The sequence below is a fragment of the Janthinobacterium sp. HH104 genome, assembly GCF_001758715.1.
GTDB classification, from domain to species: Bacteria; Pseudomonadota; Gammaproteobacteria; order Burkholderiales; family Burkholderiaceae_D; genus Janthinobacterium; species Janthinobacterium aestuarii.
The window spans coordinates 235,196-252,073 of sequence record NZ_LRIB01000020.1 but is presented as its reverse complement, the minus strand read 5'-3'; the positions used below and the strand labels follow the sequence as shown (position 1 = coordinate 252,073).

The window sequence follows — 16,878 nt, the reverse complement described above, 5'->3', positions numbered from 1 at the left end:
AACATACTACATAAAGAGACATACATGGACATGAGCGTATTTGACCTGTTTAAAATCGGCATCGGGCCGTCGAGTTCCCACACGGTGGGACCGATGGTGGCGGCGCGGCGTTTTCTGGTCGAATACGGTCCGCTGGACCAGGTAGTGGGCGCCGAGGCGGCCCTGTATGGCTCGCTGGCGCTGACGGGCGTGGGCCATGCGACGGACAAGGCTGTCATTCTTGGCTTGATGGGCGAAACGCCGCAAGACGTGGCGCCCGATGAAGTCGACAGCAAGCTGGCCGCCATCGAGGCGGCTGGCGAGATCGCCTTGCTGGGCACGCACGTGGTGCCATTCACGGCCGCCACGGGCCTCGTCTGGCACAAGAGCGAATCGCTGCCCGAACACCCGAACGGCATGCGCTTCACCCTGAAACTGGCGGACGGCAGCCGTGTCGACAAGGTGTATTACTCGATCGGCGGCGGTTTTATCCGCGAGGCTGGCGAGGCGCAGGCCGAAGCGGCAGTGGAATCGGCCGCCAGCGCGCGAGTCGTCTTCCCCTTCGACACCATGGAGCAGTTGCTGGCGCATGGCGTGGAAAGTGGCTTGTCGATCCCGGAAATGCTGCGCGCGAACGAGTGCGTCAATCGCAGCGACGAGGAATTGAACGCGGGCCTGGACCGTATCTGGCACGTCATGCGCGACTGTATCGCGCACGGCCTGGAAACGACAGGCAACCTGCCGGGCGGCTTGAACGTGAAGCGCCGCGCCGCGAAATTGTGGCGCTTGGCGCAGGAGGCGAAAGCGTCCGACAACCGCGCCAACGACTTGCCGCACGACGCCGTGCACCTGGTCAGCCTGTACGCGATGGCCGTCAACGAGGAAAACGCGGCCGGCGGCAGGGTCGTGACGGCGCCGACCAACGGCGCGGCTGGCATCATCCCGGCCGTGTTGCGCTACTACGCGCAGGATTGCCGCCCCAGCGACCCGGTGGGCGGCGTGCGCCGCTTCATGCTGACGGCCGCGGCCATCGGCATGCTGTGCAAGCGCAATGCCTCGATCTCGGGCGCCGAAGTGGGTTGCCAGGGCGAAGTGGGCGTGGCGTGCGCCATGGCGGCGGCCGGCCTGGTGGCGGCCCTGGGCGGCACGAATGAACAGATCGAAAACGCGGCCGAAATCGGCATCGAACACCACCTGGGCATGACGTGCGACCCCATCGGCGGCCTGGTGCAGATTCCGTGCATCGAGCGCAACGGCATGGGCGCCGTGAAAGCCATCACGGCCGCCTCGCTGGCGCTGAAGGGCGACGGCACGCATTTCGTCAGCCTCGACGAAGTCATCGAAACCATGCGCCAGACGGGCGCGGACATGCAGGACAAGTACAAGGAAACGTCGCTGGGCGGGTTGGCCGTGCATGTGATTACCGTCAATCACGCCGCTTGCTGATGCGCTGATGGTGTTGTCGGATTACGCGCTCACGCGCTAATCCGACCTACGGTGAGTGGCAATGTCGCAGATGGGCGTTGGACGGCGTAGGTCGGCTTAGCGCAAAGCGCGTAAGCCGACATGACCACAGTAGCAAGACACCACCTTCATTCCTCCTCAAACAACTGCTCCAGCCTCCTCGGGTAGTTATTCAAGAAATCGCGCGTCACTGCATAGTGTTCCGTGTCTTCATACGCCACTTCGTGGATGCCGCCGCCTGTAAACATCAAAATCTTCGCGTTCGGGTAGGCGAGTAGAATCGGCGAATGGGTGGCGATGATCAGCTGCGAGTCGTCCTGCACCAGCTGGTGAATCACGGACAATGCCGCCATCTGACGGCTCGGTGACAGGGCTGCCTCGGGTTCGTCCAGCAGATACAGGCCTTTTCCTCGCAGCTTGTTGATCAGGGTCGCCATGAAGGCTTCGCCGTGCGATTGCGCGTGCAGCGACTTGCCGCCGTAGCTGCCCAGGTATTCGGGCATCTCGTCCATGTAGGTGGCGACGTTGAAAAAGCTCTCGGCGCGCAGGAAATAGCTGTCTTCGGGTTTTTTATAGCTCTTGCTCAGGCGCAAGTGCGCGTGCAAGCCCGATTCCTCGTCCGACGGCAGGGCGATGCGCACGTTGCGCGTGCCGCCATCCTTGCCGAAGCCCAGCCCCACGGCCAGCGCTTCGAGCATGGTCGACTTGCCGCTGCCATTCTCTCCCACGAAAAACGTCACGTCGCGGTGGAAATCCATGTGCACGAAGTCGCGGATGGCGGGAATGGTGAACGGATAGTGATCGAGGTCGACGACGGCGTCGGAGCGCAGCGCGGCGCTTTGCAGATACGGTTTTTTACTCAGCGACATGGCCGGTTCTCGACTCCAATATTGATCATGGCAAGGGATACTCAGCACAGTGTGACGTAAATCGCCGGCGCACGCCAGTGCGTACGCCAGCCATGTTCGCCTGGCTTGATCTCATGCAATTATGGCTTGTTTGATAATAAGCAGGCGCTCCAATTGTCACATCTTGATCAGGCGGGCGCCACGCGATTCGCCTTGGACGGCGGCTGGCACTATAATATCCGCTGCCATTCATGATCAACCGCACTCAGCTCAACTGGACTCTTCAAATTTATGCACTACGTGTCTACCCGCGCTGATAAAGCGCCATCGAATCAGCAGCAATTCTCCGACATCCTCCTGGGCGGCCTGGCCCCCGATGGCGGACTGTACCTCCCAGAACACTACCCGCAAGTCACTGGTGCCGAGCTCAATGCCTGGCGCACATTGTCGTATGCCGACCTGGCATTCGAAATCCTGAAGAAGTTCGCCACCGATATCCCGGCCGCGGACCTGAAGGCACTGACGGCGAAAACCTATACCAAGGCAGTCTACAAGAACGCCCGCGCCGGCGAAAACGCGGCCGACATCACGCCTCTGCGCGTGCTCGAAGAAAACGCCGTCAAGGGCGGCCAGACCACCTTGATGCTGCAGGCGCTGTCGAACGGCCCGACCCTGGCCTTCAAGGACATGGCCATGCAGTTGCTGGGCAACCTGTTCGAATACACCTTGGCCAAGCACGACGCCGAACTCAATATCTTCGGCGCCACGTCGGGCGACACGGGCAGCGCGGCCGAATACGCGATGCGCGGCAAGAAGGGCATCCGCGTCTTCATGCTGTCGCCGCACAAGAAAATGAGCGCCTTCCAGACGGCGCAGATGTTCAGCCTGCAAGACCCGAACATTGTCAACATCGCCGTCGAAGGCGTGTTCGATGATTGCCAGGATATGGTCAAGGCCGTGTCGAACGACTTGCCGTTCAAGGCCAAGCAGAAGATCGGCACCGTCAACTCCATCAACTGGGCGCGTGTCGTGGCGCAAGTCGTCTACTACTTCCGCGGCTACCTGGCGGCGACCACCAGCAACGAGCAAAAAGTGTCGTTTACGGTACCGTCGGGCAACTTCGGAAATATCTGCGCCGGCCATATCGCCCGCATGATGGGCCTGCCGATCTCGAAACTGGTGGCCGCGACGAATGAAAACGACGTGCTCGACGAATTCTTCCGCACGGGCGTCTACCGCGTGCGCAAGTCGGCCGAAACGTACCACACGAGCAGCCCGTCGATGGATATCTCGAAAGCGTCGAACTTCGAGCGCTTCGTCTACGACCTCGTGGGCCGCGACAGCGACCGCGTGCGCGCCCTGTTTACGAAAGTGGAAACGCACGGCGGTTTCGACTTGTCCGGCAAGCCTGGCAGCGATGGCGATGAATTCAAGCTGGTGGCCAAGTACGGCTTCAAGTCGGGCAAGTCCACGCACCAGGACCGCCTCGACACCATCCGCGACGTGGCCGACGACTACGGCATCACCATCGACACGCACACGGCCGACGGTATCAAGGTGGCGCGCGAGCACCTGGAACCGAACGTGCCGATGATCGTGCTGGAAACAGCGCTGGCGGCCAAGTTCAACGAAACCATCCTCGAAGCGCTGGGCGTGGACGCGGAACGGCCAGCCGGCTTCGAGAACATCGAAGACTTGCCGCAAAAGTTCGTCGTGATGGATGCGGACGTGGAAAAAATGAAGGCGTATATCGCCGCCAACACGGGACTGTGATGACAGACGCCAGCACTGTACGCAAGCCGATGCTGTCGGTGGCCGAGGCGCAAGCCTTCATGCTGGGCGCGGCGCGCCCGGTGGCCGACGTGGAGCTGGTCGACACCATGCGCGCCAACGGCCGCGTGCTGGCGGCCGCGCAGACGTCGACCCTGAACGTGCCCGAGCGCGACAATACGCAAATGGATGGCTACGCCGTGCGCGCCAGTGACTGCGCCAGCGGTGCGGCCAGCTTGCCCGTGTCGCAGCGCATCGCGGCCGGCCACGTGGGCCAGCCCTTGCAGCCGGGGACGGCGGCGCGCATTTTCACGGGCGCGCTGATTCCGGAAGGCGCCGATTGCGTCGTCATGCAGGAGCAGTGCACGATGGCGGACGGCGTGGTGACGGTCAATCACGTGCCGGCAGCGGGAGAATGGGTGCGCCGCCAGGGCGAGGATATCCGCGCCGGCGGCGAGATTCTCGGTGCGGGCCGGCGCTTGCGTAGCCAGGAAATGGGCTTGGCCGCCTCGGTGGGCCTGGCGCAGCTGCCTGTGCTGCGCAAGCTGCGCGTGGCCGTATTTTTCACCGGCGACGAACTGGCCATGCCCGGCGAACCCCTGGCACCGGGCGCCGTCTACAACTCGAACCGCTTTACCTTGCGCGGCTTGCTGGAAAACCTCGGTTGCGAGATCACGGACCTGGGCATCGTGCCCGACAGCCTGGAAGCGACAAAAGCCGTGCTGCGCCAGGCGGCCCAGGGCAATGATCTGATCATCACCTCGGGCGGCGTGTCCGTGGGCGAGGAAGACCATATCAAGCCGGCCGTGGAAGCGGAAGGGCGGCTGAACATGTGGCAGATCGCCGTCAAACCAGGCAAACCGCTGGCGTTTGGCGAAGTGCGGGAGGCGTTCTTTGTCGGCTTGCCCGGCAATCCCGTGTCGAGCTTCGTCACGTTTTTGCTGTTCGTGCGCCCGTTTATTTTGCGCCTGCAAGGCGTGGCGGGGAACCTGGCGCCGCGCAGCTACAAGCTGCCGGCCGCGTTCGAACGCCTGAAGGCGGACAAGCGCAACGAGTTCTTGCGCGCCAAAATCAATGACGAGGGCAAGCTGGAACTGTTCGCCAACCAGAGTTCGGGCGTGCTGACGTCCACCGTGTGGGGAGACGGCTTGATCGATTGCCCGCCGGGGCTGTCGATTGCGCGCGGCGACATGCTGCGTTTTATCCCGTTTAACGAATTGCTGTACTGAGGAAGTATCGATGAAGATCAATCTACGATTTTTTGCCAGCGTGCGCGAGCTGGTGGGCACTGGCCATGAAGTGCTTGAAGTGGCCGAGCCGCTGGCGGTGGGTGCGGTGAGAGCGCTGCTGATCGCCCGCGGCGGCAACTGGGACTACGCGCTGGCGCAAGGCCGCGCGCTGCGCATGGCCCACAACCAAGTGATGTGCGATGCCGACACCTTGATCGGTGACGGCGACGAGGTGGCGTTTTTCCCGCCCGTGACGGGCGGCTGATCCCGCTTCCAAAATGAGACGGCCACTTCATCGAAGTGGCCGTTGTTTCATGACGACTTGGTTTTCGGCTTGTCGCCGCTGCACGTGGCGCAGGCGACGGCTTTCCGGTAGCGCCAGTATTTCGAGCCGATGAAGATGGCCGAGGCCACCAGCGACCAGGCCAGCGCGCTCAGGATATCGGCCTGGCTGGGCGTGCCCTTGCTGTACTCGACCACCGTCAGGATGATGAATAAGATCGAGCTGGCCAGCAAATAGCGGGAAATCCAGAATCCTGCGCCCATGTGTTTCTCCTCTTGTCGTCTCGTTGTCTCGTGAAGTCAAAGCTGATCGTTGCAGCATGTCCGCGCAGTATGCATCATTTTTCGGCATTCTTGCCATCCCCATGTCTTATCTCGACTAAAATGCCGGGGTTTTCACCGTCTTCCAGCATGCCATGACCCATTCCAGCCTTCCTCCCTTTCACATCGCCGTCATCGGCGGCGGCCCCGCCGGCCTGATGGCCGCCCAGGCGGCATCCGGCCTGGGAGCCATGGTGGAACTGTTCGACGCCATGCCGTCCGTCGGCCGCAAATTCCTGCTGGCGGGGCGTGGCGGCATGAACATCACGCATGCGGAAGGCTACCAGTCCTTCGTCTCGCGCTACGGCAGGCAGGCGCACCGGGTGAAACTGGCGCTGGACCAGTTCAGCCCGCAAAAGGTGCGCGACTGGGTGCACAGCCTGGGCGTGGAGACCTTTGTCGGCTCCTCGAACCGCGTCTTCCCGACGGACATGAAGGCGGCGCCCTTGCTGCGCGCCTGGCTGCACCGCCTGCGCGACGCGGGCGTGCAATTTCACATGCGCCACCGCTGGACGGGCTGGCAAGATGAGGATGGCCAGCTGGTGTTTGCCACGCCGGACGGCGAACGCCTGCGCGCCTTCGATGCCGTGATCCTGGCACTCGGTGGCGGCAGCTGGGCGCGGCTCGGTTCCGATGGCGCCTGGGTGCCGCTGCTGCAAGGGCAGGGCGTGGCCGTGGAAGCGCTGGCGCCGGCCAATTGCGGCTTCGACGTGGACTGGAGCGCGCATTTCAGCAGCCGCCATGCGGGCGAACCGCTGACGACCGTGGCCATCACGGCGCATGACATCGACGGCTTGAGAATCAAGCGCCAGGGCCAGTTCGTCATCACGGCGGGCGGCGTGGAAGGCAGCCTGATTTATGCGCTGTCGGCCGCGCTGCGCGAGCAGATCGCACGCGACGGCAGCGCGACCATCTGGCTTGACCTGGCGCCCGACCATACTCATGAACGCGTGTTCGAGGAAGTGACGCGTCCCCGTGGCGCCCGTTCCATGTCCAGCCACCTGAATAGCCGACTGGGTATCAAGGGCGTGAAATCGGGCTTGCTGCGCGAATGCCTGAGCGCGGCCGACTTCGCCGACGAAGCGACGCTGGCGGCCGCCATCAAGCTGCTGCCCGTCACCTTGCAGCGCCCGCGCCCCATCGATGAAGCCATCAGCAGCGCCGGCGGCGTGGTGTTCGACGGCGTCGACGGCAGCATGCTGCGCGCCATGCCGGGCGTCTTCGTGGCGGGGGAAATGCTGGACTGGGAAGCGCCGACGGGCGGCTACCTGCTGACGGCCTGCCTGGCGCAAGGCAAGGCGGCCGGCGAGCAGGCGGTCAGCTGGCTGGAAGAGAAGGTCAATGCCAGGTGATATCGCCTGAGCCGCTCTTCTGAGTCTCGCGCTGGCGCGGGTTGCCGTGGACGTTAATGTCGCCGCTGCCGCGCAGGGTCAGGTTGGCCGCGTCGCGCACGAAGACGGTGCTCGTGCCCGAGCCTTGCAGGCTGACGCTGGCCTTGTCTGCGGCCAGGTGCTCGGCATCGATGTCGCCTGATCCGCTCAGGTCGGCACGGAGGAATTTCGTGTTGCCGCTGGCGGCGATGCGTCCGGAGCCCACCATTTCCAGCACCACGCTGTCGCTGTTGCCGGCGTTGATGTCGAGGTCGCCGCTGCCGTTGACGGTCGCTTGCACCTGTTTGTAGCGTCCCGTGAAGCTGACGTCGCCCGACCCCGTCAATTCCAGGATAAAACTGTCGCCGGAAAATCCCGTGATCTTGCTGTCGCCATTGCCGTGCACCTCCACGCGCACGAGGGCTGGCAGCACCAGCTCCACCTGCAGCGGCTGGCGATGGTGGAACAGCATGCCTTTCGGACCGATATGCAGGGTCGTGCCATCGGCCGTCGTGTCGACGTTCGACAGCAAGCGCTGCTCGCCGCTCACTTTCAGTGATGGCGTGGCGCCGCGGCGCAGCACCAGGTCGATGGGGCCGGCCAGGTCGATGCTGTTGATATTGGCGGCAACCGGGCGCGTTTCGCTGCGCACGGCGCGGCCGGCAGCGCTGCTGGGATTGCTGATGCCCTTGGCGCGCAGCGCCGCATACGACATGGCGATCAGGACCAGTGCCAGCAAGAGCATGGACAGGCCAACTTTGAGCAAGCGTTTCATGGCAGCCTTTCTAGTGACCTTTGAGCAGGGAAACATTCATGGCGACATAGCGTTTGATACCGATCAAGGTATAGCGCGTGACCACCAGACTGAGCAGGAAGATGGCGATGCCGCCGAGCAGCATGCCCACGCCGAAGACGGTTTGCGTGGTGCGCGCATCGCGGTCCATGTCCGTGGAGATGCGGATGCCGCCACCGGCCAGCGCTTCGGCCCGCTCCATCACGCGCGATGACGCGCCCGGTGCCTGGGGCTCGGACTCCGCTTTGACGGGGCCGGGCAGGTGATCGACTTCGATGCCCGTGTCGCCGATGGTGATGCGCGTTTCGCGCCGTTCGCCGCCTTCGCCGCCGTCATCGTCATGGATGAAGACGTGGCGCAGCGGGCCGTCGAGCACCAGTTCGTTGGCACCGGACAAGCCGCTGGCCGTGATGGCGATGCCGGCCAGGTAAAAGCTCAGGCCGGTGGCATACAGGGCGGCCAGCAGGGCCGCGTACACGGCGGCAGGCACGACCATGAACAGGTTGAAAATGGCCAGGCCCACGAGCGAGACGAGCAGGCGCAGCAGGTTGACGGGGGTCTTCTTTTGCTCGAACGCCTGGCGATGGGTGCTCCTGCGCAAGGTGAGGGCGATCTTTTTCGGGTCGCCCAGGTCGTCGGCGATTTCCTGCTCGCTGCGGCCGGCCGCGGCGCCTTCGATGAAAGTCTGTTCGTAATAATCGAGGGTCTTGGCCACCAGGTCCGGTGGCAAGCCTTCCAGCGCGCGCCGCAGTGCGTCGAGATAATCTTGCTTGTTCATCATATTCTTCCTGTCAGTCCGCTTTGCCGCTTCAGCCCATTGCCGGCAGCAGCATGCTTGCCTGGCTCAGCAGCAATGGCGCATGGGATGCCTGCTGTACGCTGACAACGATCAAGGTGGCCAGTGCCACACAAGCGAGCAGCGCCACGGCTTTCAAGCTGTTTTTCAAGTGCAAGGTGGTGTGCATGGTATTCCCCGTGGCATGGACGTTGTCGATGATCAGACTGTACCCAAGCGCACGCGAGCGCACCAGCGCGGTGCGACAGACTGCAATTTCGCGGGGGCGAGCGACGCCAGGGCAGGATGCACCGTCAAGGCTGTTTTGCCGCCTTGCCCGTGGTGACGGCTTTGGCCGCCGCCACGCCGCTGCGTACGGCCGCCTCGATGGTGGCCGGATAATCTTGCGTCCGGTCATCATTGGCCGTGTAGTCGCCAGCCAGCAGCAAGCCTGGCACGCCGCTGGCGTTGCCGGGGCGGGCAAGCTCCGGCGTGCAGGCAAAGGTGGCGCGCTTTTCCGTGATCAGCTGGGTCCAGGCAGGTTGCGCCAGTTCCGGGCGCTGCAGCACCTGCGCCAGCTGCGCCGCGATCGCTTGCGCCAGCGGGCCATGGCCTTGCTCGGCGGCAGCGCTTGACGCGCTGACGACGACGGCCAGCAAGCCAGCCTGCTTGCTGTCGAGCTGGCCCCGGTCGAAGACGAACTGGCCCCAGTGCTGTTGCCCCGGCGTATCGACGAGGGCGTAGAACGGCAAGTCCAGGCGCACCGAGGCGTCGTATTGCAGGTAGCAGGTGCTGATGGCTTCCGGCGTGAAAGCTTGCATGCGGCCAATAGCCTCGTCGAGGCGGGCGTCCTGCAAGCCCTGCAGCAGGCTGGCCGCCTGCACGGACGAGGTGGCGATGATGACGCCGTCGTAGGTGCCGGTCTCATCAAGCTGCCAGCAACCATCGGCCAGCGCCTGCAAGGCGTCGACCTTGGCGCCCGTGCGCACTGTGCCGCCATGCCGTTCCACATAGCGGGCGGCCGCGTCGGGCAACAGGGTACTCAAATCCGCTTTCGGGATCAGCATGTCGGATGCGCGGCGGCGCGATGCGCCCAGGCTGTCGCGCAGCACGTTGATGAAGACGCGGGCCGAGGCCCGCTCGGGCGGCGTGTTGAGTGCGGCCAGGCATAGCGGATGCCACATCAGCCGGTTCAAGCGGTCCGTCTGGTCGAAGCGCTGCAGCAGTTCGCTGACCGTGCAATCGTTGTATAGCTGCCAGCCCATCCAGCGCATGGCCGTGGAAAAACGCATCAGGGCCAGCTTGTCGGCGCGCAATAAACCTTTGGCACGCAGCAGGGCCCACGCCAGGTGCAGCGGCGCGGGCAGGCGCGGCGCGATGAAATCCATGCCGCCCGAGTCCGCCGGATAGCGCATCTGCAGGGGCAGGGTGAGGATCAGTTCTGCCGGGTCTTGCCCCGCCAGCTTGATCAGGCGCAAGGTTTCCGTGTACGCGCCCAGCAGGATGTGCTGGCCGTTGTCGAGTAGCGTATTTTCTCGCTCGACCCGGCGCGCGCGTCCGCCCAGGGTGCGCGCCGCCTCGAACACGGTCACCGAATGACCGGCGCGCGCCAGTTCCATGGCTGCCGCGCAGCCGGCCCAGCCGGCGCCGATGACGGCGTAGCGTTGCTTCACGGCCTTGTCAGCCACGAACCCAGGTCTTCCAGGCCAGCCACAGTTTGCGGATCGGCGTGAGCGAAATGCGCTGTTTCAGCACGTGGTAGCCGTCGCGCTCGACTTCATTGAGCAGGGTACGGTAGATGGCGGCCATGATCAGCCCCGGGCGCTGGGCGCGGCGGTCCTCGGCAGGCAAGAGCGCAAATGCCTCGTCGTAGGCCTTTTGCGCGCGCGCCACCTGGAAACGCATGAGGTTTTCAAAGTTTTCGCTATGGCGCGCATTCAGCAGGTCGGCCGCCGTCACATTGAACTGCTGCAATTCGCTGATCGGCAAATAGATGCGCCCCTTGCGCGCATCTTCGCCCACGTCGCGGATGATGTTGGTCAGCTGGAAAGCATGACCGAGCTTTTCCGCGTACAGCAGGGTTTCCGGGCGGGTCGCGCCGAAGATGCTGGCCGACAAGATACCGACCACGCTGGCCACATGCCAGCAATAGCGGCTCATGGCCTGGTAATCGAGGTAGCGGGTCTGGTTCAAGTCCATTTCCATGCCGTCGATGATGGCCTGCAAATGTTTTTCTTCCAGTTTATAGATGTCCACGTGCGGCTGCAGCGCGCGCATCACGGGATGCGTGGGGTTGCCCTCGTACATGGCCTTGACTTCCTTGCGCCACCAGACCAGCTTGGTGCGTGCCACGGCTTCGTCCGTGCATTCGTCGACCGTATCATCGACTTCGCGGCAGAAGGCGTACAGGGCCGTGATGGCCTTGCGGCGCTCGGCCGGCAGGAACAGGAAACTGTAGTAGAAGCTGGAGCCGCTCTGGGCGGCCTTTTGTTGGCAGTATTCGTCGGGAGACATAGTCAAAAGAGCAAGGGTTGCAGATCGAAGCCGCTATTCTATCGTCTTACAGAGTGGGCGACGGGGGAAAAGCCGTTTTTACTTGTGTCTCTTGATGCAAGCTTTTGCGCGACATGCGCAGGGCGCGCCAGAAAATGATCAGCCAGTCGCGTTTCTCCAGCTTGGGACGGCGCCGGAACACGTCGTAATTGACGGCTTCGATGCACTCGAGAATGCGCAAGCCCCCTTGCACCACCAGGCGCAGTTCCCAGCCGATGCGTCCGCGCAAACGCAGGGCCAGCGGCGCGCCGGACAGCATCAGCGCGCGCGCGCGGGTCACTTCGAAGCGCATCAGGGCGCTCCACTTGCCGTGCGCCTCGGGCCGCTCGAAGGCGGCGGCGGAGACGGCAAAGCGGCTCAAGTCTTCCATCGGCAGGTAGATGCGCTCTTTTTGCTGGTCGATGGCGACGTCTTGCAAGAAATTAATTAGTTGCAAAGCTGAACATATGGCATCGGAATCGCGTACATTCTGTTCATCGGCCGCACCGTACAGGTGCAGCATCAGCAGCCCCACGGGGTTGGCGGAGCGGGCGCAGTAATCGAGCAGGTCGTCGTAGCTCGCGTAGCGCGTCGTTTCCACATCCTGCTTGAAGGCGGACAACAGATCGTAAAACGGCTTCAGCGGCAACTGGTGTTTGGCAATGACGGCGGCCAGGCGTTCGAACATGGCGGCGTTCTCGCCGGCGTGGCCTTCGTGGCGGTCGATGCGGCCCAGCGCCTCTTCATAGGCGTGCAGGGCCGCGAGGCGTTCGGCCGGCGTGGCGTCGCCTTCATCGGCCAGGTCGTCGGCGCTGCGGGCGAAGGCATAGATGGCTTCGACGGCGGGCACCAGGCGGCGCGGCAGTAAAAATGATGCAACAGGAAAATTTTCGTAATGGTCTACAGGCATGAACACACTTCTCTAGTCTTGCGTTTGTCCGGCACCCCAAATGCTCGAGTGTGGCCGGACGTTGTACGTCTCAAGATTAATGACGCAAAAGTCACTAAAAACTTTTACGCACGATTATAATTAATAACCAGAAAGTCAGTAGGCGAAGAATACTCCCCGTCACGACCAAGCTGATATTGTCACAAATTTAAGGATATCGCGTGCGAAAAAGTTTGTCTTGGCCCAAAGGGCAGGCAAAAAGTTTCTCCGCATAAAAATATTGCAGCCCGCATAGTAAAGGAAAATACCTTGTTTGCCCTGAAAACCCTGCGCCGCGAGACCGGCGCATCCGCACTTCCTGCCCTGCGGCTGACTGCCGCCGCGGCCCTCGCGCTGACTCTGGCGGCCTGTTCCAAGCCTGCCGTCAAAGTGGAAGACGTGCGCCCCGTGCGCGCTATCGTGTTGTCGAGCAGTAATGTTGACGTCAGTGCCGAGCTGTCGGGCGAGGTCGTGCCCCGCGTCGTGTCGCAGCTGGGTTTCCGCGTGGGCGGCAAGATCGTCGCGCGCAAGGTCGACGTGGGCGCCACTGTCAAGAAGGGGCAAGTGCTGATGCAGCTCGATCCCGTCGACTTGCAGCTGTCGCAGGCGCAGGCCAAGGCTTCGCTGGTCAGCGCGGAAACGAGCCGCGACCTGGCGCGCGCGGAATTGAAACGCTACCAGGATTTGCGCGAGAAAAATTTCGTCAGCCAGGCTGTGCTCGATGGCAAGGATGCCACCTACAAAGCGGCCCAGGCGAACGTGGAAGCGGCCCAGGCACTGTACCGTGGCCAAGCCAACCAGTCCGGCTATGCCAGTCTGGTAGCCGACGTCGATGGTGTCGTCACGCGCATCGAGGCCGAAGTGGGGCAGGTGGTGGCGCCCGGCGCGCCTGTCGTGCAAGTGGCCAGGAGCGGCGAGAAGGAAGTCGTGATCGGCATTCCGGAAGACAAGGTCGAGACTTTGCGTGGCGTCAAGGATGTGGTCGTGCGCCTGTGGGCCGACCCGAAACAGGCGCTGCCGGGCAAGATCCGGGAAGTGTCGCCCGTGGCCGATGCCGCCACGCGTACCTATATTGCCAAGGTCAGCATCCCGGACGCGCCGCAAGTGCGCCTGGGCATGACGGCCGTGGTGCAGTTCGCCTCGCAGACGGCCACGCCGCAGATCAAGGTGCCGTTGACGGCCCTGTTCAATGAAAAGTCGCAAAGTTCCGTGTGGGTGGTGGAAAACGGCGCCGTGAAGCTCGTGCCCGTGACGGTGGGCGGCGTGGCGGGCAATGAGTTGCTGCTGGCTTCGGGCGTGAAAGCGGGCCAGACGGTGGTCACGGCCGGCGTCAACCTGCTCAAGCCGGGCCAGAAAGTGACCATCCTCGGCGCCGACGTGGCCAGCAAGCCGGCTGCCGCCGCAGCCGCCGTCACCGTGGGTGCGGCCAAATGAAGGGCGGCTTCAATCTGTCGCGCTGGGCGCTCGAACACATCCCGCTGACGCGCTACCTGATGGCCGTGCTGCTGATCGGCGGCATGCTCAGCTATGCCAGCCTGGGCCAGGATGAGGATCCCCCGTTCACCTTCCGCGCCATGGTCTTGCAAGCGTATTGGCCCGGCGCCACGGCCTTGCAGATGGCCGAGCAGGTGACGGACAAGCTGGAAAAGAAACTGCAGGAAACGCCGTACATCGACGAGATCACCAGTTATTCGAAGCCGGGCGAAACATTGATCCTGCTGGAGTTGCGCGAATCGGCGCCGCCCAAGGAAACGGCGGCCGCCTGGTACCAGGTGCGCAAGAAGATCGGCGACATCCAAGGCACCTTGCCGTCCGGCGTAGTGGGCCCGTTCTTCAATGACGAGTTCGGCGACACGTACGGATCCATCTTCGCCCTGTCCGGCGACGGTTTTACCTACGCGGAAATGAAGGATTACGCGGACAAGGTGCGCCAGGAACTGCTGGCCGTGGGGCAGGTATCGAAGGTGGAACTGTTCGGCGTGCAGGATGAAAAGATCAATATCATCTTCTCGCACAAGAAATTTGCCCAGCTGGGCATCCCTTTCGACGCCATCGTGCAGCAACTGTCCGCGCAAAACAGCATCAACGCCACGGGCGTGCTGGTGACGCCGACCGATAATCTGCAAGTGCGCGTGACGGGCGCCATGGTGACCGTCAAGGATCTGGAAAACCTGGAACTGCGCGCCAACGGCACCACCTTCCGCCTCGGCGACTTTGCCACGGTGAAACGCGAATTCGTCGATCCGCCGAAGGACAAGATGCGTTTCAATGGCAAGGAAGTGATCGGCCTGGGCGTATCGATGGAAAAGGGCGGCAACATCATCGACATGGGCAAGGCCTTGCAGGCCACCGTCACGCGCATGAAGAGTGAATTGCCGGTCGGCATAGAATTGCAGCGCGTGTCGAACCAGCCGGAAGCCGTGTCCGCCTCCGTGGGCGAGTTCGTGCATACCCTGATCGAAGCCATTCTGATCGTGCTGGCCGTCAGCTTCGTCGCGCTGGGCTTGCATACGAAGCCGCTGCGCATCGACGTACGGCCGGGCCTGGTGGTGGCGCTGACTATCCCGCTGGTGCTGGCCGTCACCTTCCTGTTCATGCGCCTGCTCGACATCGATTTGCACAAGATTTCGCTGGGCGCCCTGATCATCGCGCTGGGCTTGCTGGTCGACGACGCCATCATCGCCGTCGAGATGATGGTGCGCAAGATGGAGGAGGGCATGTCGCGTTTCGACGCGGCCACATTCGCCTACACGTCGACGGCCATGCCCATGCTGACGGGCACCCTGATCACGGTGGCGGGCTTCTTGCCCATCGGCCTGGCCAAGTCGGCCGCCGGCGAATACACGTTTTCCTTGTTCTCCGTCAATGCGCTGGCCCTGATCATTTCGTGGGTGGTGGCCGTGGTGTTTACGCCGTACATCGGCTACATCCTGCTGAAAGTCAAACCGCACGCGCATAACGACCATGAATTGTTCGATACGCCAAACTTCCGCCGCTTCCGCCGTGCCGTCACCTGGTGCGTGGAATGGCGCAAGACGACGATTGCCGCCACCCTGGCCATTTTTGCGCTCGGTATTTACGGCTTTAACTTTATCGAAAAGCAATTCTTCCCCGATTCCAGCCGTCCGGAACTGATGGTGGAACTGTGGTCGCCCGAAGGCACGACGTTTGCCGCGAATGAAAAGCAGGTGAAGAAGTTCGAAGCGTTTGTGGGCAAGCTCGACGGCGTGGAAAGCGTGACCAGCTATGTCGGTACGGGCAGCCCCCGCTTCTATTTGCCGCTGGACCAGATATTCCCGCAGACCAATGTGTCGCAAGTGGTGGTCTTGCCGAAGAGCCTGGCCGACCGTGAACGCTTGCGCCAGCAAATCGTCGACGTCTTCAAGAAGGACTTCCCGGAAGTGCGGGGCCGGGTCAAGCTGTTGCCGAATGGGCCGCCGGTGCCGTATCCCGTGCAATTCCGCGTCATGGGGCCGGAAGTGGCGGGTGTGCGGGCCATCGCCGACCAGGTCAAGGACATCATGCGCGCCAATCCGAACACCTTGGGCGTCAATGACAACTGGAATGAATCGGTGAAAGTGCTGCGCCTGGACCTGGACCAGGACAAGATGCGCGCGCTGGGCGTCACCTCGAAAACGGTGATGCAGGCGGCCAATACGATCCTGTCGGGCACCGTCATCGGCCAGTTCCGCGAGGACAACAAGCTGATCGACATCCAGGTGCGCCAGCCTCTGGAAGAGCGGGCGACGATTTCCGTGTTGAATGACACGAATATCCCGACGGCGACGGGCAAGTCCGTGCCCATTTCGCAGCTGGCCCGTGCGCATTTCGTGTGGGAGCCGGGTGTCGTCTGGCGCGACAAGCGCGCATGGGCCATCACCGTGCAGTCGGACGTGATCGATGGCATCCAGGGCGCGACCGTGTCGACGCAGCTGGCGCCGCAGCTGGACGCCTTGCGCGCCAAGTTGCCGTCCGGCTACCGCATCGTGGTGAAAGGCGTGGCGGCCGACAGCGGCGAGGCGGAAGCGTCGATCTCGGCGAACCTGCCGCTGGCCATCTTCATCATCTTCACCTTGCTGATGTTGCAGCTGCACAGTTTCTCGCGTTCCCTGCTGGTCTTCCTGACGGGGCCGCTGGGTGTGGCGGGCGCCGCCTTTGCCTTGCTGGCGCTGGGCCGGCCACTTGGTTTCGTGGCCAACCTCGGCATCATCGCGCTGTTCGGCATGATCATCCGCAACTCGGTGATCCTCGTCGACCAGATCGAGCAAGACATCAAGGATGGCTCCGCCCCGTGGGACGCCATCATCGATTCGGCCGTGCGCCGCTGCCGCCCCATCGTGCTGACGGCCGCCGCCGCGGCGCTGGCCATGATCCCGCTGTCGCGCTCCGTGTTCTGGGGGCCAATGGCCGTGGCCATCATGGGCGGCCTGATCCTGGCGACGGCCTTGACTTTACTGTTCCTGCCGGCCCTGTATGCGGCCTGGTTCCGGGTCAAGAGGCCAGAGCCGGTGAGCGCAAAAGAAGGCTAGGCGCCAGCGCCAGGGTGCTGGCATAAAAAAGGCGGCATTCCTCTGGGAAATCCAGTAG

The 16,878-nt window shown here is 63.1% G+C and carries 15 protein-coding genes; 7 read left to right on the top strand and 8 right to left on the bottom strand.

The genetic code is table 11. From position 1 onward, the window contains the following. The first annotated feature begins 24 nt into the window (after positions 1–24). The gene (locus JAB6_RS06545; protein ID WP_070301882.1) at positions 25–1,425 is read left to right on the top strand and encodes an L-serine ammonia-lyase; all 1,401 of its coding nucleotides are present in this window, start codon (positions 25–27) and stop codon (positions 1,423–1,425) included. Positions 1,426–1,571: 146 nt separating this feature from the next. On the opposite strand, the gene JAB6_RS06540 is transcribed toward JAB6_RS06545, so the two are convergent. Beyond that, positions 1,572–2,312 carry an AAA family ATPase gene (locus JAB6_RS06540; protein ID WP_070301880.1) on the bottom strand — a complete coding sequence of 247 codons (741 nt, stop codon included), beginning with the start codon at positions 2,310–2,312 and terminating at the stop codon, positions 1,572–1,574. A gap of 270 nt (positions 2,313–2,582) precedes the next feature. Between JAB6_RS06540 and thrC the strand changes: the two genes are divergently transcribed. From thrC to moaD, 3 genes are read left to right on the top strand one after another with little or no spacing between them, the layout of a single operon-like run. Then, positions 2,583–4,064 (top strand): threonine synthase, encoded by a 1,482-nt coding sequence (thrC, locus tag JAB6_RS06535; RefSeq protein ID WP_070301878.1) that lies wholly within the window; start codon positions 2,583–2,585, stop codon positions 4,062–4,064. Next, a complete protein-coding gene (gene glp, locus JAB6_RS06530; protein ID WP_070301876.1) occupies positions 4,064–5,290 on the top strand; it encodes a gephyrin-like molybdotransferase Glp in 1,227 nt (408 codons plus the stop codon). Before thrC ends, glp begins: the two co-directional genes overlap by 1 nt. Positions 5,291–5,300: 10 nt before the next feature. Beyond that, complete coding sequence (gene moaD / locus JAB6_RS06525) at positions 5,301–5,555, top strand: molybdopterin converting factor subunit 1 (protein WP_070301874.1); 255 nt, start codon at positions 5,301–5,303, stop codon at positions 5,553–5,555. A 47-nt stretch (positions 5,556–5,602) separates the two neighbouring features. On the opposite strand, the gene JAB6_RS06520 is transcribed toward moaD, so the two are convergent. After that, the gene (locus JAB6_RS06520; RefSeq protein WP_070301872.1) at positions 5,603–5,836 is read right to left on the bottom strand and encodes a hypothetical protein; all 234 of its coding nucleotides are present in this window, start codon (positions 5,834–5,836) and stop codon (positions 5,603–5,605) included. 152 nt (positions 5,837–5,988) lie between these two features. Between JAB6_RS06520 and JAB6_RS06515 the strand changes: the two genes are divergently transcribed. After that, complete coding sequence (locus tag JAB6_RS06515; protein ID WP_070301870.1) at positions 5,989–7,245, top strand: TIGR03862 family flavoprotein; 1,257 nt, start codon at positions 5,989–5,991, stop codon at positions 7,243–7,245. On the opposite strand, the gene JAB6_RS06510 is transcribed toward JAB6_RS06515, so the two are convergent. From JAB6_RS06510 to hpnC, 6 genes are all read right to left on the bottom strand, one after another. Further along, positions 7,232–8,038: a head GIN domain-containing protein gene (locus tag JAB6_RS06510; RefSeq protein ID WP_070301869.1), complete on the bottom strand. Its 807-nt coding sequence runs from the start codon at positions 8,036–8,038 to the stop codon at positions 7,232–7,234. The two genes, JAB6_RS06515 and JAB6_RS06510, sit on opposite strands and share 14 nt — an antisense overlap. A gap of 10 nt (positions 8,039–8,048) precedes the next feature. After that, positions 8,049–8,837: a DUF1700 domain-containing protein gene (locus tag JAB6_RS06505; RefSeq protein WP_254671501.1), complete on the bottom strand. Its 789-nt coding sequence runs from the start codon at positions 8,835–8,837 to the stop codon at positions 8,049–8,051. A 28-nt stretch (positions 8,838–8,865) separates the two neighbouring features. Further along, on the bottom strand, positions 8,866–9,021 hold the full coding sequence (locus tag JAB6_RS29245) for a hypothetical protein (RefSeq protein ID WP_161781480.1): 156 nt from the start codon (positions 9,019–9,021) through the stop codon (positions 8,866–8,868). 124 nt (positions 9,022–9,145) lie between these two features. Beyond that, positions 9,146–10,519 carry a hydroxysqualene dehydroxylase HpnE gene (gene hpnE, locus JAB6_RS06495; RefSeq protein WP_070301867.1) on the bottom strand — a complete coding sequence of 458 codons (1,374 nt, stop codon included), beginning with the start codon at positions 10,517–10,519 and terminating at the stop codon, positions 9,146–9,148. Further along, the gene (gene hpnD / locus JAB6_RS06490; RefSeq protein ID WP_070301865.1) at positions 10,512–11,345 is read right to left on the bottom strand and encodes a presqualene diphosphate synthase HpnD; all 834 of its coding nucleotides are present in this window, start codon (positions 11,343–11,345) and stop codon (positions 10,512–10,514) included. Before hpnD ends, hpnE begins: the two co-directional genes overlap by 8 nt. Before the next feature lie 46 nt (positions 11,346–11,391). Then, positions 11,392–12,273: a squalene synthase HpnC gene (gene hpnC, locus JAB6_RS06485; RefSeq protein WP_070301863.1), complete on the bottom strand. Its 882-nt coding sequence runs from the start codon at positions 12,271–12,273 to the stop codon at positions 11,392–11,394. 288 nt (positions 12,274–12,561) lie between these two features. Here hpnC and JAB6_RS06480 point away from each other — a divergent pair, with 288 nt between their 5' ends. Continuing rightward, entirely contained in the window at positions 12,562–13,725 is a 1,164-nt protein-coding gene (locus tag JAB6_RS06480) for an efflux RND transporter periplasmic adaptor subunit (RefSeq protein ID WP_083292576.1), read from the top strand. Further along, positions 13,722–16,820: an efflux RND transporter permease subunit gene (locus JAB6_RS06475; protein ID WP_070301861.1), complete on the top strand. Its 3,099-nt coding sequence runs from the start codon at positions 13,722–13,724 to the stop codon at positions 16,818–16,820. Before JAB6_RS06480 ends, JAB6_RS06475 begins: the two co-directional genes overlap by 4 nt. The last annotated feature ends 58 nt before the right edge of the window (positions 16,821–16,878 follow it).